Origin of the sequence: Azohydromonas lata (assembly GCF_034427735.1) — a bacterium.
Lineage (GTDB): Bacteria > Pseudomonadota > Gammaproteobacteria > Burkholderiales > Burkholderiaceae_C > Azohydromonas > Azohydromonas lata.
The window spans coordinates 1-21,694 of sequence record NZ_JAXOJX010000079.1; the positions used below are offsets into that span (position 1 = coordinate 1).

A 21,694-nucleotide genomic window follows, 5' to 3' on the forward strand; every position below is an offset into this window, starting at 1 on the left:
TTGACGAAGACGCGCAGCTCCACAGGTTGCGTGCGCGCCAGGCGCCGCGTCTGGCGGCGTCATGCGCCCCGCGCCTGCCTGTAAGCGGCGCGGGGCTTGTTGTTCTTTGCATCCGCCCGCGCTCCATGGCCCGCGGCCCGCAGGGGGCAGTGCAACAGGCAAAGCTGTCTGATCGGCGTCGCCATGCGGCGCTGCAATAAGGGTTCATGGGGAGCGGCTTGGCACGAATCGTGCCGGCGGGGGCGCCCAAACTTTGGGCAGCGCAAGACTAGCCGCGCATGACCGAGCGGGACGTTTCCGCTGCCCCGGTGGTGAAACGAGTTGTGGAAGCCGAAAACCTGGCCGGCTGCCAGGTCGTGATGCATTTCACACTCGGGAATACCCAGGGGCGGCGTGGCACACTCGCGCGCTTTCCCAGACCCTGAAGCGATCCGAGTTGGAAAAAATCCTGTTGCAGATTGCGGACGAGCTCAAGGTTCGTCCCGCTCAAGTGCAGGCGGCCGTGGAGCTGCTTGATGGCGGCGCCACCGTCCCCTTCATCGCCCGCTACCGCAAGGAAGTCACCGGCGCCCTGGACGACGTGCAATTGCGCGAGCTCGAAGCCCGGTTGTCCTACCTGCGCGAGCTCGAAGACCGCCGCGCCGCGGTGCTCAAGAGCATCGACGAGCAGGGCAAGCTCACGCCGGAGCTGCGCGCGGCCATCGCGGCCGTGCCCACCAAGCAGGAGCTGGAAGACCTGTATCTGCCCTTCAAGCCCAAGCGCCGCAGCAAGGGCCTGATTGCTCGCGAAGCCGGGCTGGAACCTTTGGCGGACAAGCTGCTGGCCGATCCGTCGCTGGACCCGATGGCCGAGGCCCCCGCCTTCCTCAACCCCGACGCCGGCTTTGCCGACGCCTTCGCCGTGCTGGACGGCGTGCGCGACCTGCTCTCCGAGCGCTGGGCCGAGGACGCCACGCTGGTTGGGCCGCTGCGCGAGTGGTTGTGGAGCGAGGGGTCCCTTCGCAGCAAGCGCGTGGACGGCAAGGACGAGAACAACCCCGAGGTCGCCAAGTACCGCGACTACTTCGACCACCAGGAGCCCATACGCTCCATGCCCTCGCACCGTGCGCTGGCCGTGTTCCGCGGGCGGGCACAGGAAATCCTGGACGCGCGGCTGGTGCTGGACGAGGAACTCGTCCCCGGCCAGCCCTCGCTGGCCGAAGGAAAAATCGCCATCCACCTGGGCTGGAGCCACCGCAAGCGCCCGGCCGATGAGCTGATCCGCAAGACGGTCGCCTGGACGTGGAAGGTCAAGTTGAGCCTGAGCCTGGAGCGCGACCTCTTCAGCCGCGTGCGCGAGCAGGCCGAGGACGTGGCCATCAAGGTGTTTGCCGAGAACCTGCGCGACCTGCTGCTGGCCGCGCCCGCGGGCAAGCGCGTGGTCATGGGCCTGGACCCGGGCATTCGCACCGGCGTGAAGGTGGCGGTGGTGAGCGATACGGGCAAGGTGCTGGACACGGCCACGGTCTATCCGCACGAGCCCCGGCGCGACTGGGACGGTGCGCTGCACACGCTGCAGCGCTTGTGTGCCGCACACGGCGTCAACCTCATCGCCATTGGCAACGGCACGGCCAGCCGCGAGACGGACAAGCTCGCCGGCGACCTGATCAAGCGGCTGCAGCAGCTCGCGCCCGACGCGCGCATCGAGAAGGTGGTGGTGAGCGAGGCGGGCGCCTCGGTCTATTCCGCCAGCGAGTTCGCGAGCAAGGAGCTGCCGGAGCTGGACGTGAGCCTGCGCGGCGCGGTGAGCATCGCCCGGCGGCTGCAGGATCCGCTGGCCGAGCTGGTGAAGATCGACCCCAAGAGCATCGGCGTGGGCCAGTACCAGCACGACGTCAACCAGGGCCAGCTCGCGCGCACGCTGGACGCGGTGGTAGAGGACTGCGTCAACGGCGTGGGCGTGGACCTCAACACGGCGTCCGCCCCGCTGCTGTCGCGGGTGTCGGGCCTGTCCGCCACCGTGGCCGCCTCGGTGGTGCGCTGGCGCGACCAGCACGGCGCCTTCCGCAACCGGCGCCAGTTGCTGGAGGTCACGGGGCTGGGCCCCAAGACCTTCGAGCTGTCCGCGGGCTTCCTGCGCATCCGCGACGGCGACAACCCGCTGGACATGTCCGGCGTGCACCCGGAGACCTATCCGGTGGTGGAAAAAATCATCGCCGCGGCGGGCCGGCCCATCCGCGACCTGATGGGCAACTCTGACGTCATCGCCAAGCTCAAACCGGAAGCCTTTGCCGATGAGCGCTTCGGCGCCATCACCGTCAAGGACATCCTGGGCGAGCTGCAAAAGCCGGGGCGCGACCCGCGGCCGGACTTCAAGGTGGCGCGCTTCAACGACGGCGTGGAGGACATCAAGGACTTGCAGCCCGGCATGGTGCTGGAGGGCACGGTGAGCAACGTGGCGCAGTTCGGCGCCTTCGTGGACTTGGGCGTGCACCAGGACGGCCTGGTGCACGTGAGCCAGCTGGCCAACAAGTTCGTGGCCGACGCGCGCGAGGTGGTCAAGACCGGCGACATCGTCAAGGTGCGCGTGGTGGAGGTGGACCTGGCGCGCGGGCGCATCGCGCTGTCCATGCGCACCGACGCGGGCGCGGCGCGCGGCGGCGCGGGCGGTAATGCGGGGGGCGGGAACGCTTTTCGCCCTGCCGGTCGCCAGGAGCGTGCCGGCCGCGCAGGCGGCGGCAGCGCTCCCGCGCCCCAAGGGGCGATGGCGGCGGCGTTCGCCAAGTTGCAAGGCAAGCGCTGAACGCGGGTGCCGCGGCGTTATCGTTGCGGCCTCATCCACGACAACATGGAGCGGACCATGAAGGTTTCGAGCTTGGGCAAGGTGGCGGGTCTGGCGGTGGCGGCCGCGGTGCTGGCGGGTTGCGCCAGCCAAGGCCACGGCGGGCCGGGCGAGGGCATGGGCCACGGCGGCATGATGAACATGCCTTCGGCCATGGCCCCGCTCACGCCCGCGACGGGGCAGACGGTGTCGGGCTCGGTCATGTTCCATGACATGGGCGGCCACGTGATGGCGCATGCGCGGCTCTTCGGCCTGAAACCCAATGCCGAGTACGGCTTCCACGTGCACGAGAAGGGCGACTGCTCGGCGCCGGACTTCACCAGCGCCGGCGGCCACTACAACCCCGGCAACCAGCCCCACGGCGGCCAGGACGCCCCGCACCACGCGGGCGACATGCCCAACCTGCGCACCGACGCCAGCGGCAACGTGGACGTGCGCATCATGTTGCAGGGCGTGTCGGTGGGCGGTGCCAACGACGTGGTGGGCCGCGGCGTCGTGCTGCACGCCAACCCGGACGACTACCGCTCGCAGCCCGCGGGCAACTCCGGCCCGCGCATCGCCTGCGGCGTGATCGCCAAGCGCTGATCGAGCCCGCCTGCCGGCCGCAGCATGGGCGCGGCCGGGCAGGGTGGCGCCATCGTGCGCCCGTCCGCCCGCCCCGGAACAACCCGTTGCAGATTGCGCTTCAACCGCCCGCGGGGCTGGCGCGTTGCTGGCTCAGGCGCGCCGATCCCGGCGCGTGGAGTTGGCAAGAGATGCAAACGAAGAAGTGCGTGGGGGTGGCGCTGGCCGTGGCGGTACTGGCCGGTTGCGCGCAGCAGCCCGTGGGTCGGCCGCCGGTGGCGTATCCGCCGCAGCAGCAGCCGGGCTATGGCTGGGGCACGCCGCAGCCCGCGCAGCCGCAGCCGCAGCCGTCCTACGTGCAGTACGGGCAGGTCACGCGCATAGAACGCGTGGGTGCCGAGCCCAGCGGCGGCGGTGCCGTGCTGGGGGGCGTGGTCGGCGCGGTGGTTGGGCGCCAGTTCGGCGGCAGCTCCTCGGCGCGCAACGTGGGCACGGTGCTGGGCGCCGTGGGCGGGGCGCTGATCGGCAACCAGATCGAGCGCGGGCAAAGCAGCAACGGGGCGATCCGCGTCTCCGTGCAGTTCGACAACGGCAGCGCGCGCGCTTTTGACTATGCCGAGCTGGGCGACTTGCGCGTGGGCGACCGCGTGCGGCTGCAGGATGGGCAGCTTTATAGGTATTGAGGCGCGGTCCAGGCCTGGAAACAGCGACTCTGCTCGAACAGGGGCTGGACGGCCTGATCTAGAATCCGGGTCTTCCCCGACGAATTCAGCAAGAGCGAGAAAGGCAGCACTGGTTATGACACCGCGAACTACCACCTTCACCGAGGTTTCGTAGCTCGCTGCCGCGCGTCTGTCCTTTGCCTTTTCGTATCTCAAGCGCGGTGGTTGCCCACCGCGCTTTTTCATTTCCGGAGTCCCTTCGATGATCGCCATCCAGTTGCCCGACGGTTCGCGCCGCGAGTTTCCTGCCCCCGTCACCATTGGCGAAGTGGCTGCCTCCATCGGCCCCGGCCTGGCCAAGGCGGCGCTGGGCGGGCGCATCGGCCACGGCAAGGAAGCCAAGCTCGTGGACCTGAGCTACCGCATCGAGCAGGACACGCCGCTGGCCATCGTCACGGACAAGGACGCCGACGGGCTGGAGCTCATCCGCCACTCCACGGCCCACTTGCTGGCTTACGCGGTCAAGGAGCTGTTCCCGGAAGCGCAGGTCACCATCGGCCCGGTCATCGAAAACGGCTTTTATTACGACTTCTCGTACAAGCGCCCGTTCACGCCGGACGATCTGGCCGCCATTGAAAAGCGCATGGGCGAGCTGGCCAAGAAGGACGAGAAGGTCGAGCGCCGCGTGCTGCCGCGCGACGAGGCCGTCGCCTACTTCAAGGGCCTGGGCGAGGACTACAAGGCCGAGATCATCTCCAGCATCCCGCAGGACCAGGACGTTTCGCTGTACCGCGAAGGCAACTTCGAGGACCTCTGCCGCGGCCCGCACGTGCCTTCCACGGGCAAGCTCAAGCACTTCAAGCTCATGAAGGTGGCTGGCGCCTACTGGCGCGGCGACCACCGCAACGAGATGCTGCAGCGCATCTACGGCACGGCCTGGGCCAGCAAGGACGACCTGCAGCAGTACCTGCACCGCCTGGAAGAGGCCGAGAAGCGCGACCACCGCCGCTTGGGCCGTGAGCTGGACCTGTTCCACATCGACGACCACGCGCCGGGCGTGGTGTTCTGGCACCCCAAGGGCTGGACCGTGTGGCAGGAGGTGGAGCAGTACATGCGCCGCGTGTACCGCGACAACGGCTACCTGGAGGTCAAGGGTCCGCAGATCATCGACCGCTCGCTGTGGGAGGCCACGGGCCACTGGGACAAGTACCGCGACAACATGTTCACGACGGAGTCGGAAAAGCGCGACTACGCGCTCAAGCCGATGAACTGTCCGGGCCACATCCTGATCTTCAAGCAGGGCATCAAGAGCTACCGCGACCTGCCGCTGCGCTTTGGCGAGTTCGGCCAGTGCCACCGCAATGAGCCCAGCGGCGGCCTGCACGGCATCATGCGCGTGCGCGGCTTCACGCAGGACGACGGCCACATCTTCTGCACCGAGGACATGATCCTCGACGAATGCGTGGCCTACACGGAGCTGCTGCAGAAGGTCTACAAGGACTTCGGCTTCACCGACATCCTCTACAAGGTCGCCACGCGGCCCGAGGCGCGCATCGGCTCCGACGAGATCTGGGACAAGGCCGAGCAGGCGCTCATCGAGAGCCTCAAGCGCTCAGGCTGCGACTACGTTATTGCCCCTGGCGACGGCGCCTTCTACGGTCCCAAGATCGAGTACACGCTCAAGGACGCGCTGGGCCGCCAGTGGCAGTGCGGCACCATGCAGGTGGACTTCTCCATGGCGCAGCGCCTGGGCGCGGAGTACGTGGCCGAGTCCGGCGAGCGCCGCACGCCCGTGATGCTGCACCGTGCCATCGTCGGCAGTCTGGAGCGTTTCATCGGCATCCTGATCGAGCAGCACGCCGGCGCGCTGCCCGCGTGGCTGGCGCCGACGCAGGTTGTGGTGGCCTCCATTACCGACGCTCAGGCCGATTACGCCAAGGAAGTGGTGAAAGCGCTGCAAAAACAAGGAGTTAGAGCGCAGGCCGATTTGCGCAACGAGAAGATCACGTATAAAATCCGCGAGCATTCTTTGCAAAAGGTTCCGTTCATCCTCGTCGTGGGCGACAAGGAGAAGGCAAACGGAACCGTTGCAGTGCGCGCCCGGGGCAATCAGGACCTTGGGGTGATGAGCTCGACCGACTTCAGCCAAAAGATCGCCGAGGCCATTGCCAGCAAGGCCTGAGCTGCCCCGCAGCGTGTGCTGATCGATTCCATGGCCGCCGCCTTCGGCTGACACGAGGTTCAAACCATCGCTACTTTTTTCGATCGTCGCACTCCGAATGCCGAGCGTAAGCATCGGCTGAATCGGGAGATCATGGCGCCTCAGGTGCGTCTCAACGGCCCAAACAACGAGCCGCTGGGCATCGTGAGCATCCAGGAAGCGTTGCGGATGGCCGGCGAGGCCGACGTCGATCTGGTGGAAATTGCCGCCACGGCGGATCCCCCGGTGTGCCGGCTGATGGACTACGGCAAGTTCAAGTACCAGGAACAGAAGAAGGCTGCCGAGGCCAAGGCCAAGCAAAAGGTCATCGAGGTCAAGGAAGTCAAGTTCCGCCCGGGTACGGACGAAGGCGACTACGCGATCAAGATGCGCAACCTGCGCCGCTTCATTGGTGAAGATGGCGACAAGGGCAAGGTCACGTTGCGTTTCCGCGGTCGCGAGATCACGCACCAGGAAATCGGCATGCGGCTGCTGGAGCGCATTCGCGACGAGCTGGCCGACGTGGCGGTGGTCGAGCACATGCCCAAGCTCGAAGGCCGCCAGATGATCATGGTGCTGGCGCCCCGGCGCAAGTAAGCATCACAAGCAGGGTTAGGCATCGCCGGTCTGGTCACCGGTGGCGCCAACGGTCCGGTTGCCGCTGCAAGGTGGTGGCCGCGACACAGAAGCCGTTGCGGGCCGACAAGCACCGCGGAGTGTTTTCCGCGGTCGCCCGCAAGGGTCACTTACAAGGAGCAGTCATGCCCAAGATGAAGACCAAGAGCAGCGCGAAGAAGCGTTTTCGCGTCCGTCCGGGTGGTACCGTGAAGCGCGGTCAGGCGTTCAAGCGCCACATCCTCACCAAGAAGACCACGAAGAACAAGCGCCAGCTGCGCGGCGCTGCCAACGTGCATGAGACCAACATGGGCCACATCGCTGCGATGCTGCCCTTCGCCGGCCTCTGAGCTTCAAGGTTAAAGGAGTAGAACCATGCCTCGCGTCAAACGTGGTGTAACCGCCCGCGCCCGCCACAAGAAGGTCCTGGCCCTGGCCAAGGGCTTCCGCGGCCGCCGTAAGAACGTCTTCCGCATCGCCAAGCAGGCGGTGATGAAGGCGGGCCAGTACGCCTATCGCGACCGCCGTGCCAAGAAGCGCGTGTTCCGCCAGCTCTGGATTGCCCGTATCAACGCGGCTTCCCGTGCCCTGGGCGTGACCTACAGCAAGTTCATGGCCGGCCTGAAGAAGGCCCAGATCGAGATCGACCGCAAGGTCCTGGCCGACATGGCCGTCAACGATCCGGCCGCCTTCGGCAGCATCGTCGAGAAGGTGAAGGCCCAGCTCGCCTGAGTCGCGCGCCCGCCGTGTGCCGTTGCCCCGGGTGACGGCGCGCCGAGCGCTGCCCCGGCCCGGTTTCCCCGGGTTGGGCAACCCCTCCGAAGGCCGGCACCTGGTGACCGGCCTTTTTTATCGCCCCCGCCCCCCGTCCCGCATTCCATGAACGACCTCGATCCCCTGGTGTCGTCCGCGCGTGCCGACTTCGCTGCCGCCGCCACGCCGGCCGAGCTGGAGAACGCCAAGGCGCGCTACCTCGGCAAGACCGGACGCCTGACCGAACTGATGAAGGGCCTGGGCGCGTTGCCGCCTGAGCAGAAGAAGGCTCGCGGCGCCGAGATCAACGCCCTGAAGCAGCAGGTCGAGGCCGCCCTCAACGCCCGCCGCCAGGCGCTGGCCGATGCGGAGCTGGAGCGCCAGCTCCAGGCCGAGGCGCTGGACGTCACGCTGCCCGGCCGCCAGCGCGGCATGGGCGGCCTGCACCCGACCTCGCGCACCCTGGAGCGCATCGAGGCCATCTTCGGCTCCATGGGCTTTGCCGTGGCCGACGGCCCCGAGATCGAGAACGACTGGTTCAACTTCACGGCCCTGAACACGCCCGCCGACCACCCGGCGCGCTCCATGCACGACACCTTCTACGTCGATGCCAAGGGCCCGCAAGGCGACTACCTGCTGCGCACGCACACCAGCCCCATGCAGGTGCGTCACGCCGTGCAGCACGTCAAGGCGCATGCAGGCAAGGGCGGCGAGATGCCGGAGATCCGCGTCATCGCACCGGGCCGCACCTACCGCGTGGACAGCGACGCGACGCACTCGCCCATGTTCCACCAGTGCGAAGGCCTGTGGATTGGCCGCAACGTCAGCTTCAAGGACCTCAAGGCCGTCTTCGCCGATTTCTTTCGCAACTTCTTCGAGACGGACGACCTGCAAATCCGCTTCCGTCCGTCCTTCTTCCCGTTCACCGAGCCGTCGGCCGAGGTGGACATCGCCTTCAGCAGCGGCCCGCTCAAGGGCCGCTGGCTGGAAGTGGCGGGCTCCGGCCAGGTGCACCCCAACGTCGTGCGCAACTTCGGCCTGGACCCCGAGGAGTACATCGGCTTCGCCTTCGGCATGGGCCCGGACCGGTTGACCATGCTCCGTTACGGCGTCAACGACCTGCGCCTGTTCTTCGACGGCGACCTGCGCTTCCTCTCGCAGTTCAAGTAAAGGCTGAGATCGACCATGCAATTTCCCGAGTCCTGGCTGCGAGAATTCTGCAATCCGCCCCTGACCACCGCCGAGCTGTCCGAGACGCTGACCATGGCCGGCCTGGAAGTGGAGGAGCTGCACCCGGCCGCTCCCGCCTTCAGCGGCATCGTCGTGGGCGAGATCCTGGAAGCCGTCCAGCACCCCAACGCCGACCGCCTGCGCGTGTGCAAGGTGGACGCCGGCGAGCACTCCAAGGACGGCCCGCTGCAAATTGTCTGTGGCGCACCCAACGCCCGCGCCGGCATCCGCGTGCCGCTGGCGCTCGTCGGCGCGCAACTGCCGCCCGGCGATGACGGCAAGCCCTTCGAGATCAAGCTGGGCAAGCTGCGCGGCGTCGAGAGCTTCGGCATGCTGTGTTCCGCCCGCGAGCTCAAGCTCTCCGAAGACCACGGCGGCCTGCTGGAGCTGTCGGCCGACGCGCCCGTGGGCGCGAACGTGCGCGACGTGCTCAAGCTCGACGACCACATTTTCACCATCAAGCTCACGCCCAACCTGGCGCATTGCCTGAGCGTGTACGGCATCGCCCGCGAGCTCTCCGCGCTCACCGGCACGCCGCTGAAGATGCCCACGTTCGAGCCCGTGCCCGCCGTCCATGACGCGCGGCTGCCCGTGCGCATCGAAGCGGCCGACCTTTGCGGCCGTTTCTCCGGCCGCATCGTGCGCGGCATCAATCCGCAAGCCCAGACGCCGGCCTGGATGGTGGAGCGGCTAGAGCGCTGCGGCCAGCGCTCGGTCAGCGCGCTGGTGGACATCTCTAACTACGTGATGTTCGAGTACGGCCGTCCCAGCCACATCTTCGACCTCGACAAGATCCACGACAACCTGGTGGTGCGTTGGGGCCGCAAGGGCGAGCAGCTCAAGCTGCTCAACGGCAACACGGTGGAGCTGGACGAAAGCGTGGGCGTGATCGCCGACGCGCAGTCCGTCGAATCGCTGGCGGGCATCATGGGCGGTGACGCCACGGCCGTGTCCGATGACACGCGCAACGTCTACGTCGAAGCCGCCTTCTGGTGGCCGCAAGCCGTGGCCGGCCGCTCGCGCCGCTACAACTTCAGCACCGACGCGGGCCACCGCTTCGAGCGCGGGGTGGACCCGGCGCAGACGGTGGAGCACATCGAGCACCTCACGCGGCTGATCCAGCAGATCTGCGGCGGCGAAGCCGGCCCGGTGGACGACCAGACCACGCAACTGCCCGCGCGCGAGCCCGTGACGCTGCGCGTGGCGCGCGCCGCGCGCGTGATCGGCATGCCCGTCACACAGGCGCAGTGCGCCGAAGTGTTCACGCGGCTGGGCCTGACCTTCACGCAAGGCGAGGGCACGCTGACGGTGACGCCCCCCACCTGGCGTTTCGACCTGCAGATCGAGGAAGACCTCATCGAGGAGGTCATCCGCGTCGTCGGCTTCAACAACTTGCCCGATACGCCGCCGGTTGCGCCGGTAACCGCCCATGTGCTGACGGAGAACCAGCGCAGCACGCATGCGCTGCGCCACCTGATGGCCGACCTGGGCTACCAGGAAACCATCAACTTCAGTTTCGTGGAGGAGCGCTGGGAGACGGAGCTTGCCGGCAACGCCGACCCCATCCGCGTGCTCAACCCCATCGCCGCGCCGCTGGCGGTGATGCGCTCCAGCCTGCTGGGCAGCCTGGTTCACGTGCTGCGCTACAACCTCGCGCGCAAGGCCTCGCGCGTGCGCGTGTTCGAGATCGGCCGCGTGTTCATGCGCGACGGCTCGGTGGCCGACACCGACACCACGGTGGCCAACGTGCATCAGCCGCGCCGCCTTGCGGGCCTGGCCTTCGGCAGCGCGCAGGAGCTGCAGTGGGGCCAGCGCGAGCGCGCGGTGGACTTCTTCGACGCCAAGGGCGACGTGCAAGCGCTGCTGTCGCCGCTCAGCCCCAAGTTCGTGACCGCCACGCACCCCGCGCTGCACCCGGGCCGCAGCGCCCGCATCGAGATCGACGGCGTGGCCGTGGGCTGGTTGGGCGAGCTGCATCCGCGCTGGCGCCAGGCCTACGAGCTGCCGCAGGCGCCGGTGCTGTTCGAACTGGAGCTCGACGCGTTGCTGCAGCGCCCGGTGCCGGCCTTCCAGCCCATTGCGCGGCTGCAGTCGGCTTGGCGCGACGTGGCGCTGGTGGCGCGCGAGGACCTGGGCCATGACGCCCTGATGAGCGTCATCCTCGACGACGACAGTGCGCTGGTACGCTCGGCCAAGCTCTTTGACATCTACAAGCCCGCCACGCCCGTGGCCGGCATGGAGGCCAACGAGCGCAGCCTGGCCGTGCGCGTCGAATTGCTGGACCCCGAGGCCACGCTCACCGACGAGCGCATGGACGCCGCGATGTCCGCGTTGCTGCAGCGGCTGCAGCAGCGCTTGGGCGTGCGGTTGCGCGGATAAGGAGGGACACACGGACATGAACGACATCACCAATCCGGCCGATGCCGTGCTGCTGCCCAGCATAGAAACGCCCACGCTGACCAAGGCCGAGCTGTCCGAGCTGCTGTTCGAACGCCTGGGCCTGAACAAGCGCGAGTCCAAGGACATGGTCGAAGCCTTCTTCGACATCCTCCACGGCGCGCTGGTGCAGGGCCAGGAGGTCAAGCTGTCGGGCTTCGGCAACTTCAACATCCGCCGCAAGGCGCCGCGCCCGGGGCGCAATCCGCGCACGGGGGAGACCATTCCCATCAACGCGCGCAACGTCGTGACTTTCCACGCGAGCCACAAGCTCAAGGGGCTGGTGCAGGGCGATGCCGACGCCCAAGACGACGCCGAGTAAGACGGCGTTGACCACGGCCGGCCGGGCCAGTCGGGGTTGGCGGGGTTGGCGGGGCCGCCTGGGCCTTGAGGCGCGGGCGGCGAGCTCTTCCAGTTGGAGCACCTGAAAATGGACAAGACGCCGCTGCCCGAGATTCCCGCCAAGCGCTACTTCACCATCGGGGAAGTGAGCGAGCTTTGCGGCGTCAAGCCCTATGTGCTGCGCTACTGGGAACAGGAGTTCTCGCAGCTCAAGCCCATGAAGCGCCGCGGCAACCGGCGCTACTACCAGCACCACGAAGTGCTGCTCATCCGCCGCATCCGCGACCTGCTGTACGAGCAGGGCTTCACCATCAACGGTGCGCGCAACCGGCTGGCCGACGAGTCGCCCCGCAGTGCCGCGCTGCATGCGGCGAAGGCGCTGGCCGATGAAGCGGATCAGTCGCCGCAGGGCGACGTGGCACCCGCCGCCGAGCAAGCTTTCGAGCTTCCTCTGGCGCTGGCTTCCATCGAAGACCAGCCGAGCGGCCTGCTCGAAGAGCTGCGCGCCGAACTTCTTCAAATTCGCGCGCTGCTTGATCACAAATAGCAAATTGGTGTTATACTGCTAGCTTCAGTCGTCGGGGTGTAGCGCAGCCTGGTAGCGCACTTGCATGGGGTGCAAGGGGTCGCGAGTTCGAATCCCGCCACCCCGACCAAAAAAGCCGAAGCCTGGTGTCCACAAGACACCAGGCTTTTTGCTTTTTGGGCAGAGCGAAGCTCGTGTGTCCATGTGAGGCGGCTGAGGGCTGAGGGCTGAGGGCTGAGGGCTGAGGGCTGAGGGCTGAGGGCTGAGGGCTGAGGGCTGAGGGCTGAGGGCTGAGGGCTGAGGGCTGAGGGCTGAGGGCTGAGGGCTGAGGGCTGAGGGGGCACGGTGTAGCTGTACTGCTCGTGGATCGCTCGATGCATGGCAAGCCATGGCACGGCAGCCTCGATGCCACAATCGGTCAATGACGGCGGCTGCTTTTCATGCAGAAGATGCCTGTGCAACTTCTTCTTAGCAAGCTGAAGGAAGGCTCGAAATATGCGTTATACTTACGGCTTCAGTCGTCGGGGTGTAGCGCAGCCTGGTAGCGCACTTGCATGGGGTGCAAGGGGTCGCGAGTTCGAATCCCGCCACCCCGACCAAGAAAAGCCGAAGCCTGGTGTCCACAAGACACCAGGCTTTTTGCTTTGTGGCGCGGGCCTTGTTGCGCGCCACCGTTGCCTGGGCGGTGCGCTGTGGGTTGCGTGCGCATCCTTGTAGCCTGGCGACGAACGTGCCCGTCGTGCACTCCATGCGCTCGACGCACACAAGCGGTTTGCGATCGTCCTGTCCGCCTCGTCGGCCTGCCGGTGAACTGCGGGGCCGTAGTGCCCCGCCACCCCCTTTGGCAGTCGTGAAAACAGGGGGTGCGCCGCGCCGGCGCTCCCCCTAGGCTAACGGGGGCCGGACACTGAAGTCCGGTCTTGCGGAGGCGACATGGCAAAGAAGGCTTTGTGCATCGGCATCAACGACTATCCCGGCACCGGGATGGACCTGCAGGGCTGCGTCAACGACGCACAGGACTGGGCCAGGGAGCTGCAGCAGCGCGGCTTCGGCGTGACGACGCTGCTGGACGCCCAGGCCACCAAGGCGGCCATGGCGCAGGCCATGGGCAGCCTCATCGAGCAGGGGCAGGGCGGCGACGTGCTCGTCATCACCTACTCCGGCCACGGCACCTACGTGCCCGATACCGACGGCGACGAGGTGGACGGCCTGGACGAGGCGCTGTGCCCCCACGACATACGCACCGAGGGCGCGCTGCTGGACGACGAGATCCACGAGCTCTTCCTGCGCCGCCAGCCCAAGGTGAAGCTGGTGCTGGTGGCCGACAGCTGCCACTCAGGCACCGTCACCCGCGCCGCGGCCGACCCCGATGCCGACCCGCGCGCCACCCGCCCGCGCTTCATGCCCATAGGCAACTGGATGGATGCGGCCGCGCTGCCGCGCGCCTTGCCGGCCGTGCAGGGCAGCAGCCCGCTGGCCAAGCTGATGCTGCGCCGCAGCGGCGACCTGCTGCTGGCCGGCTGCCAGGAAGGGCCCAATCACTTCAGCTACGACGCCCACATCGCCGGCCGCTTCAACGGCGCCTTCACCTACTACGCGCTCAAGGCGCTGCGCGGCCTGGGTGCGGACGCGACCTATGCGCAGTGGCACAAGGCCATCACGCCGGCCATGCTGCCCTCGGTGAGCTACCCGCAAAGCCCGCAGCTCGTGGGCGATGCCGCGGCGCGGCGCTCCAGGATCTTTGCCTGAACCCACGCGGGAGCACGACACATGGCGCATGTCCTTGAAGTGCAGGGCTGGCAGGCCACACACGACGCGCAGCCGGCGCTGTTGAGCAGCGCGGCGCGCGGTGCAGCAGGCGCTGCAGACGACGCGGAGAAAAAGCTCTTGCCCGCTGGCATCCTGGAGGTGCGCGAGACCGTGCTGCTGTCTCCCGCCGCCCGCGAGGCCGGCACGGCGCAGCCCGTGGGCACCATGCAGGCCGGCGAGGGCGAAGTGCTGCTGCTGGAGCTGGAGGACGGCAGCACCCTGGTCACGAGCGTGGTGCAGTTGCGCGCGAGCCTGCTGCGCAGCCGCCCCGACCTCGTGGACGGCGACCGCATCCGGCTGGACCAGCTCAACGCGGCCACCGCCATGCCCTCGCGCGGCCTGGTGGCCGACCTGGGCAAGGCGGTGGTCAAGCGCGTGATCCGCGCTGTGCTGCACGGCGAGCTGGACCAGGGCGCGCTGCTGCAGGACGCGGGTGTCCAGGCCGTGGAGCTGGGCTTGTCCTGGGCCGGCACCAAGGCCTTGACGAGCGTCCTGGAAAACAAGGTCATGGCCGGAGACGACCTGCTGTGCGCCTGGGACACCACCGAGTCCGGCGCCGGCACGCCCAAGCCCGTGGAGCCGGAGCACTTCAAGGACTACGACGGCAAGCCGCTGCTGGTCTTCGTCCACGGCACCGCCTCCAACACCGTGGGCAGCTTCGGCGAGCTGCAAAGCGGCGAGCGCGACGTGTGGGCCGCGCTGCGCAAGGCCTACCCCGGCGGCCTCTACGCCCTGGAGCACCACACGCTGTCGAGAAGCCCCATAGAAAACGCCATCGCGCTGGCCGGCGCGCTGCCCAGGGGGGCGCGCGTGAGCCTGGTGTCGCACTCGCGCGGCGGCCTGGTGGCCGACCTGCTGTGCCTGCGCGACTTCGGCGCCCTCATCGCGCAGTACCGCCGCGACCCCAGGCAGTTCCAGGGGACGGGCAGTGCCGAGGGCGAGCGCGCCTTGCCGCCGGCCTCCACGCTGGCCGACGAGATGGACAAGGCGCACGGGGAGCAGCGCGCGCAGCTTGCCCGGCTGGCCGAGCTGCTGGCCGACAGGCAGCTCACCGTGGAGCGCTACGTGCGCGTGGCCGCGCCGGCCAACGGCACGCGGCTGGCCGGCGGCAACTTCGACCTGTTCCTCTCCGGCATCCTGAGCCTGCTGGGCCTGAACCCGTGGTTCTTCGGCAACCCGCTGTACGCGGTCTTCAAGCGCGTGGTGCTGGAAATCGCCCAGCGCCGCACCGACCCGCACATGGTCCCCGGCATAGAGGCCATGCTGCCGGACTCGCCCCTGGCGCGGCTGCTGCGCCAGGCGCCGGTGCAGCCCGGCATCGCCATGGGCTTGATCGCCGGGGACGCCGAGGGCGGCACCGCGCTGTCGCGGCTGGGCCTGCTGCTCACCGACTTCCTGCTCTTCGACCAGGTGGACAACGACCTGGTGGTGGACACGCCGGCCATGCTGGCCGGCATCGCCGCGCGCGCCGGCGCCCGCGCGCTGCTGGAGCGCAGCCGCGCCACCACGCACTTCCGCTACTTCGCCAACCTCGACACCCGCACCGCGCTGCGCGACTGGCTGGTGAGCAAGGAGCCGCGCACGCTGCCGGCCTTCGTCGACCTGCCGCCGGACGAGGCGGCGCTGCAGGAAAGGCTGCAGCGCGCCCTGGAAGGCCAGACCCGCGCCGCCGCCGCGGCCGAGCTGCCCGTGGTCGTGCTGCTGCCCGGCATCATGGGCTCCTCGCTGCGCGCCAAGGGCGACCGCATCTGGCTGGACCCCTTGCGGCTGCTGCGCGGCGGGCTGGACCGCGTCGCCTGGGGCAGCGAGGGCGTGGAGGCCGAATCGCCGCTGGCGCTGTCCTACGGCGAGCTGATCGAGGAGCTGGCCCGCACGCACCGCGTGGTGGCCTTCGCCTACGACTGGCGCCAGCCGCTGGACGTGTTGGGCGAGCGCCTGGGGGCCTTGCTGGCGCAACTGCTGCAGCAGACCCAGCAGCCCATACGGCTGCTGGCGCACAGCATGGGCGGCCTGGTGGTGCGCGCCTGCATCTACCGCCGCCGCGCCGTGATGGACGAGCTCATGGCCCGCGCGGATGCGCGGCTGGTGATGCTGGGCACGCCGCACCAGGGCTCGCACACCATGGTGCAGAACCTGCTGGGCAAGGGCGGCATGCTGCGCGCCCTCGCGGCCATGGACACGCGGCACAGCCTGGAGGAATTGCTGGGCATCGTCGCGGGCTTTCGCGGCGCGCTGCAGTTGCTGCCGCGCCCCGGCTTCGTGGACGAATTCCAGACCGAAGCCGATGCGCTGCAGCGCAACTTCATGCTCTCCACCACCTGGGACGACCTGAAGCCCACGGTCAAGGACTTCTGGTTCGGCGACGGCCGCATGGCCGTGCCGCTGCAGCAGGCGCTCACCGAGGGCGGCTGGCTGTGGAGCCAGGACAACGGCGGCCAGCCCAGGTCCGAGCCGCCCAGCCTGCCCGCCGCCTACGCCCCGAAAGCGATCTACGTGTTTGGCGTGGCGCTCAACACCACCTGCGGCCTGGTGGTGGAAAACGGGCGGCTCAAGCTCCAGGGCACGCCGCGCGGCGACGGTACCGTCACCTGGGCCTCCGGGCGCATAGGCAACGTCGGCCAGCACTATTTCATGCCCGCCGAGCACGGCAACCTGTGCGACACGCGCGAGCATTTCAGTGCGCTGGCGGAGCTGCTGGTCAAGGGCAGCACCGCGGCGCTGGCGCAGACGCCGCCCGTCACCCGCGCCGCCGAGCCGCAGGGCCCCGTGGTCTTTGACGCCGGGCCGCCGGCCGTGCTCTCCGATGCCGCGCTGATCAACGCCGCCGTGGGCGGCAAGGCGCGCACGCGCATCAAGCCGCGGCCCAAGCGCCGGCTGGAAGTGGGCGTCACCGCCACGGACCTGCGCTTTCTCACGCAGCCCTTGCTGGTGGGCCACTACGAGAACGACCCCATTGCCGGCCCCGAGGCCCTCATCGACCGCGAGCTGCTGGAAGGCGACCTGAGCCGCCGCCGGGCGCTGGGCCTGTACGCCGGTGCGCGCGGCACGGCCACCGTGGTGCTGCGCGTGTCGCCGCTGCGCCCGCTGGGCGCGGGCATGGTGCGCGGTGCGGTGGTCACGGGTCTGGGCCGCTACGAGCAGCCGCTGAGCGGCACGGACTTGACGGACGCCGTGCGCGCCGGCGTGTTGCGGCTGCTGCTGCAACTGGCCGACCAGCTCGGCGCGCAGGTGAACGGCGCCGACGCCGAGTACGAGCTGCCGCTGGCCACGCTGCTGCTGGGCTACAACTCCAACGCCAACCTCGGCGTGGACAGCTCCGTGGAGGCGCTGGTGCGCGGCGTGCTGGAGGCCAACGCGCGCTTCCACGAGAGCACGCGGCTGCGGCTGTGCGTTGGGCGGCTGGACATCGTCGAGCTCTACCTCGACACCGCCATCACCGCCGTGTACGCGCTGCGCCGCCTGGCGCAGGAGGGCTCGCGGCTGTCGCAGCTCGCGCAGAGCCAGGGCACGGCGCTGGTGTGCCGGCGCACGCTGCGCCAGGGGCAGGGCCTGCGCCAGCGCCTGTTCGACAACCATTCCAGCGCCTACTGGCCGCGGCTCATGATCACCGGCGCGGACGACGGCGCCGCCGGTGCGCCTGTCCCGGCCCCGGGCGCGGCCGCCGCGCCGGCGCCCTCGCGCGCCGCCGGCATCGCCACGCGGCTGCGCTTCGTCTACGTGGGCCAGCGCGCGCGGGCCGAGACGGAGATGCAGCAGCGCCAGCCGGGCCTGGTGGAAGCGCTCATACGCCAGCAGATCGCCTCGCCCGTGTGGAACGAGGACATCGGCCGCATGCTGTTCCAGCTCATGGTGCCGCACGACTTCAAGGAGGCCGGGCGGCAACTGCAGCGCGTGGTGCTGGTGCTGGACGAGTACACCGCCAACATGCCCTGGGAGCTGATGTTCGCCGCCGACGCCCAGGCCGGCGGCCTGGCGCAGGCGGGCCCGCCGCCGATGGCGCTGCAGATGCCCATGGTGCGCCAGCTCGCCAGCGCCGAGTACCGCCGCCAGGTGCGGCCCAGCGTGGGCCACACGGCGCTGGTGGTGGGCAACCCGTCCGTGCAGGGTTTTGAGTTGGCCTTCCTCGTGAATGGCCGGCCGGCGCAACCGCTGCCGCCGCTGCAGGGGGCCGAGGCGGAGGCCAACGCCGTGGCGCAGGTGCTCACCGGCCTGGGCTACGAGGTGCGCACCGCCATCGGTGCCGACCAGCGCGCGGTGGACGTGATGGCGCAACTGCTGCGCCGGCCCTGGCGCATCCTGCACATCGCCGCGCATGGGGTGTTCGACCTGGCGCACGTGGACGGCGGGCGCCGCTCCGGCGTGGTGCTCTCCGACGGCTTGTTGATCACCGCGGCGGAGATCTCCGCCATGGAGTGGGTGCCTGAGCTGGTCTTCCTCTCCTGCTGCCACTTGGGCCAGGTAGACGGCGGCGCGCAGCGCCTGCGCGACGCCAACAAGCTCGCGGCCAGCGTCGCGCGCGAGCTCATGGCCATAGGCGTGCGCTGCGTGGTGGTGGCGGGTTGGGCCGTCAACGACAAGCTCGCGCGCGACTTCGGCGAGACCTTCTACAAGGAGCTGCTGCTGCACCGCCAGCCCTTTGGCGAGGCCGTGTTCCGGGCGCGCCAGGCCATCTACCAGGACGGCGGCGGCGACATCACCTGGGGGGCGTATCAGGCCTATGGCGACGCCGACTGGCGCGCCGAGGGCATGGCCGAGGCCCGCGCCGCCGGGGACGGCGACACCCAGGTCGCCAGCCCCGACGAGCTGCTGGACGAGCTGGCCTCACGCCGCGCGGCGCTGGCGCGGCGCTCCGAGGCGCTGACCGATGCCGAGCTCAAGCGCCAGCGCGACGAGATCCAGGACCTGCTGGACAAGCGCTGCCCGCCGGACTGGCGCCACTCGCCCTCGCTGCAATCGGCGCTGGGGGCCACGTGGGCCGATCTGAAGCATGACGACGAAGCCCGCAAGGCTTACCTCTGCGCCGTGCAGGCCGAGGACCAGCTCGGCCGCGTGCCCATTCGCGACATCGAGCAGCTCGCCAACGTCGAGGCCCGCTTGGGCGAGAAGCAGAAGGACAAGGACTTGATACGCCGCGCTCTGCAGCGGCTGGACGACCTGGACCGGCTGGTGGGCCAGGGCCGCGGCGAAGGAGAGGGCGAGGGCCAGCGCAGCGGCGCCCTCAACGCCGAGCGCGGCGCGCTGCGCGGCGGGGCGCTCAAGCGGCTGGCCGTCCTGCATGCGCGCGACTTGCTGGAGGCGTCGCCGGTACCGAGCTCGGCCGGCAAGGCGCTGGAGCGCATGCTGTCCGACAGCGCCGAGGCCTACCGCGCCGGCCAGGGCGAGCCGGGCCAGCCCGGCTTCAGGCCCTACAACGCGCTCAACGGGCTGGCGCTGCAGGCCCTGCTGCTCAAGGCGCAGCCCGCGACGGCGCCGGCGCAGGCCGCGCAGGCGCTGGAGCTGGCGCGGGTGAGCGAGGAGGAGGCGCGGCGCGCCTTCGCCGCGCAGGCCGACGCCTGGACGGCGCTCATGCCCCTGGAGGCCCGCGTGGTGCAGGCGCTGCTGGACGGCTCGCTCGACCAGGGCGAAGCCGCCGTGCCCGCGCGCGAGCAGCTGCTGCAGGCCTACCGCGCCGAGCTGGCGCGGCTGATGATCAAGCCGCGCGAGCTGGACTCCGTGCTGAGCCACCTGTGCCAGCTCTCGCGCCTGGCCGATGCGCTGTTCCTGCACAGCGGCGTGCCGGCGCTGTGGCACGTGGCGGCGCACCTGCTGGCGCTGGCGCAGGGCCTCAAGGCCACCGATTACCGGCGCGCCGATCGGGCAATGGCCAAGCCGCCGGCGGATGCGGCAAAGGATGCGGCGCCCGCGGCGGATCCCCAGGAGAGCAAGGCCGGCACGGCGCGCGGGAAGAAGACGGTGGCGGCCAAGAAGAGGGCGGCGCGCGGCAGGGGGGCGTGAGGACGGCCCGCCGAGTCGCCGGCCGAACAGGATGAGGCCGTCTGGCGCCTGGCCGCGCCGACGCCTCACGCCTGCCCAAGCGGCAGCGTCGTCGTGCACTTGATCTCGTCCAGGCAGACGCTGGAGCGCACGCTGTTGACGCCGGGCAGCCGCATGAGCGTGTCCATCAGGAAGGTGGACAGCGCCTTCAGGTCCTGCGCCACGACCTTGAGCACGTAATCGAAGTCGCCCGTCACCGAGTAGCACTCCAGCACCTGCGGCAGGTCGGCCACCAGGCCCTGGAAGCTGGGCAGGTCGCGCAGGTGGCCCTTTTCCATGCCGATGTGGATGAAGGCCACCACCGTCAGGCCCAGCCGCCGCGCGTCCAGTTGCGCGTGGTAGCCGCCTATCAGGCCCAGCTCCTCCAACCGGCGGTGGCGCCGGTGCGCCTGCGCGGGCGACAGGCCCGCCGCCTCGGCCAGCTCCAGGTTGGAGGCCCGGCCGTTGGCCTGCAGGTGCGTGAGCAGGCGGCAGTCGATTCGATCCAGATCAAGCGCGTGCACGGAAATTTCCCCGTTCGAGAGCAATACGAAATTCTGTCTCGCTTTCAGGGGAAGCCCCGCACGCTTGATGAAAAGCAATTGCGCGCCGTGCTGCCTAAAGTTTCGCCTGTTCGCAACGAGCGCCGCGCCGGGCCAAGAGCCCCGCAGCGGACGACACCGGAGACAGCCCCCATGCAACAACGTTTCTTCCGCGCCGCCCTCGCGTCCCTCACCCTGGCCTGCGCGCTGCCCGCCACGGCCCTGGCCGCCGAGGCCGCCGTCAAGCGCGTGGCCGTCACCGCCATCGTCGAGCACCCCGCGCTGGACGCCGCGCGCGACGGCGTGCGCGACGAGCTCAAGGCCGCCGGCTACGAGGTCGGCAAGAACCTGCGCTTCGACTACCAGAGCGCCCAGGGCAACACGGGCACCGCGGCGCAGATCGCGCGCAAGTACGTGGGCGAGCGGCCGGACGCCATCGTCGCCATCGCCACCCCGTCGGCCCAGGCCGCGGTGGCCGCCACGCGCGACATCCCGGTGGTGTTCTCCGCCGTCACCGACCCGGTGGCGGCCAAGCTCGTCAAGAGCTGGGAGCCCGCCGGCGGCAACGTCACGGGCGTGTCCGACGCCTCGCCGCTGGACAAGCACGTCGAGCTGGTCAAGCGCGTGCGGCCGGACGTGAAGAAGCTGGGCGTGATCTACAACCCCGGCGAGGCCAACTCGGTGGCCATCGTCGAGGCGCTCAAGAAAGCCTGCGCCGCCGCCGGCCTGACGCTGGTGGAAGCTGCCGCCCCGCGCACGGTGGACGTGCCCGGCGCCGCGCAAAGCCTGGTCGGCAAGGCCGACGTGATCTACGCGCCCACCGACAACAACGTGATGTCGGCCTTCGAGGGCATCGTGAAGGTGGCGCAGCAGGCCAAGCTGCCGGTGGTCGCGGCCGACACCGACGCCGTCAAGCGCGGCGCCGTCGCCGCCCTGGGCCTCAATTACTACGACCTGGGCCGCCAGACCGGCCAGCTCGTGGTGCGCGTGCTCAAGGGCGAGAAGCCCGGTGCCATCGCGGCGCAGACCAGCCAGCGCTTTGAGCTGCACGTCAACCCGGAAGCCGCGCAGAAGCAGGGCGTGACGCTGCCTGAGGACCTTCTGAAAGCCGCCAAGCAGGTGGTGGCGCAGAAATAAGCGCCGCGGCGGCGGTGCCGTCGCCACCTCTTCCGTCCTCAACCC

16 protein-coding genes and 2 tRNA genes are annotated in these 21,694 nt (G+C 69.3%); 17 read left to right on the forward strand and 1 reads right to left on the reverse strand.

Annotated features, from left to right (window positions below; genetic code table 11):
• The 16 genes from SM757_RS29360 to SM757_RS29435 all read left to right on the forward strand — a co-directional run.
• Positions 1-200 (forward strand): hypothetical protein (locus tag SM757_RS29360; protein ID WP_322468068.1); only part of this gene is annotated, 200 nt, incomplete at its 5' end.
• A 236-nt stretch (positions 201-436) separates the two neighbouring features.
• A complete protein-coding gene (locus SM757_RS29365) occupies positions 437-2,782 on the forward strand; it encodes a Tex family protein (protein WP_322468069.1) in 2,346 nt (781 codons plus the stop codon).
• Between the two features lie 57 nt (positions 2,783-2,839).
• On the forward strand, positions 2,840-3,406 hold the full coding sequence (locus SM757_RS29370; protein ID WP_066341580.1) for a superoxide dismutase family protein: 567 nt from the start codon (positions 2,840-2,842) through the stop codon (positions 3,404-3,406).
• Positions 3,407-3,576: 170 nt separating this feature from the next.
• A complete protein-coding gene (locus tag SM757_RS29375; protein WP_066341582.1) occupies positions 3,577-4,068 on the forward strand; it encodes a glycine zipper 2TM domain-containing protein in 492 nt (163 codons plus the stop codon).
• 241 nt (positions 4,069-4,309) lie between these two features.
• Entirely contained in the window at positions 4,310-6,229 is a 1,920-nt protein-coding gene (gene thrS, locus SM757_RS29380; RefSeq protein ID WP_322468070.1) for a threonine--tRNA ligase, read from the forward strand.
• Positions 6,230-6,295: 66 nt separating this feature from the next.
• Positions 6,296-6,844: a translation initiation factor IF-3 gene (infC, locus tag SM757_RS29385; RefSeq protein ID WP_084267854.1), complete on the forward strand. Its 549-nt coding sequence runs from the start codon at positions 6,296-6,298 to the stop codon at positions 6,842-6,844.
• Positions 6,845-7,008: 164 nt separating this feature from the next.
• On the forward strand, positions 7,009-7,212 hold the full coding sequence (rpmI, locus tag SM757_RS29390; protein ID WP_029001830.1) for a 50S ribosomal protein L35: 204 nt from the start codon (positions 7,009-7,011) through the stop codon (positions 7,210-7,212).
• A gap of 25 nt (positions 7,213-7,237) precedes the next feature.
• The gene (gene rplT / locus SM757_RS29395; RefSeq protein ID WP_066341586.1) at positions 7,238-7,594 is read left to right on the forward strand and encodes a 50S ribosomal protein L20; all 357 of its coding nucleotides are present in this window, start codon (positions 7,238-7,240) and stop codon (positions 7,592-7,594) included.
• A 147-nt stretch (positions 7,595-7,741) separates the two neighbouring features.
• A complete protein-coding gene (pheS, locus tag SM757_RS29400; protein WP_066341591.1) occupies positions 7,742-8,785 on the forward strand; it encodes a phenylalanine--tRNA ligase subunit alpha in 1,044 nt (347 codons plus the stop codon).
• Positions 8,786-8,800: 15 nt separating this feature from the next.
• Positions 8,801-11,224: a phenylalanine--tRNA ligase subunit beta gene (gene pheT / locus SM757_RS29405; protein ID WP_322468071.1), complete on the forward strand. Its 2,424-nt coding sequence runs from the start codon at positions 8,801-8,803 to the stop codon at positions 11,222-11,224.
• 16 nt (positions 11,225-11,240) lie between these two features.
• The gene (locus SM757_RS29410; RefSeq protein ID WP_066341596.1) at positions 11,241-11,603 is read left to right on the forward strand and encodes an integration host factor subunit alpha; all 363 of its coding nucleotides are present in this window, start codon (positions 11,241-11,243) and stop codon (positions 11,601-11,603) included.
• 108 nt (positions 11,604-11,711) lie between these two features.
• Entirely contained in the window at positions 11,712-12,170 is a 459-nt protein-coding gene (locus SM757_RS29415; protein WP_322468072.1) for a MerR family transcriptional regulator, read from the forward strand.
• Between the two features lie 32 nt (positions 12,171-12,202).
• A tRNA-Pro gene (locus SM757_RS29420) sits at positions 12,203-12,279 on the forward strand.
• 392 nt (positions 12,280-12,671) lie between these two features.
• Positions 12,672-12,748, forward strand: a tRNA-Pro gene (locus tag SM757_RS29425).
• A gap of 334 nt (positions 12,749-13,082) precedes the next feature.
• Positions 13,083-13,898 carry a caspase family protein gene (locus SM757_RS29430; RefSeq protein WP_066341598.1) on the forward strand — a complete coding sequence of 272 codons (816 nt, stop codon included), beginning with the start codon at positions 13,083-13,085 and terminating at the stop codon, positions 13,896-13,898.
• Between the two features lie 21 nt (positions 13,899-13,919).
• A complete protein-coding gene (locus SM757_RS29435) occupies positions 13,920-19,952 on the forward strand; it encodes a CHAT domain-containing protein (protein WP_322468073.1) in 6,033 nt (2,010 codons plus the stop codon).
• A gap of 65 nt (positions 19,953-20,017) precedes the next feature.
• Here the strand turns inward: SM757_RS29435 and SM757_RS29440 are convergent, their stop codons facing one another.
• Positions 20,018-20,494 carry an Lrp/AsnC family transcriptional regulator gene (locus tag SM757_RS29440; protein ID WP_066341609.1) on the reverse strand — a complete coding sequence of 159 codons (477 nt, stop codon included), beginning with the start codon at positions 20,492-20,494 and terminating at the stop codon, positions 20,018-20,020.
• A gap of 171 nt (positions 20,495-20,665) precedes the next feature.
• Here SM757_RS29440 and SM757_RS29445 point away from each other — a divergent pair, with 171 nt between their 5' ends.
• Complete coding sequence (locus SM757_RS29445) at positions 20,666-21,649, forward strand: ABC transporter substrate-binding protein (protein WP_066341600.1); 984 nt, start codon at positions 20,666-20,668, stop codon at positions 21,647-21,649.
• The last annotated feature ends 45 nt before the right edge of the window (positions 21,650-21,694 follow it).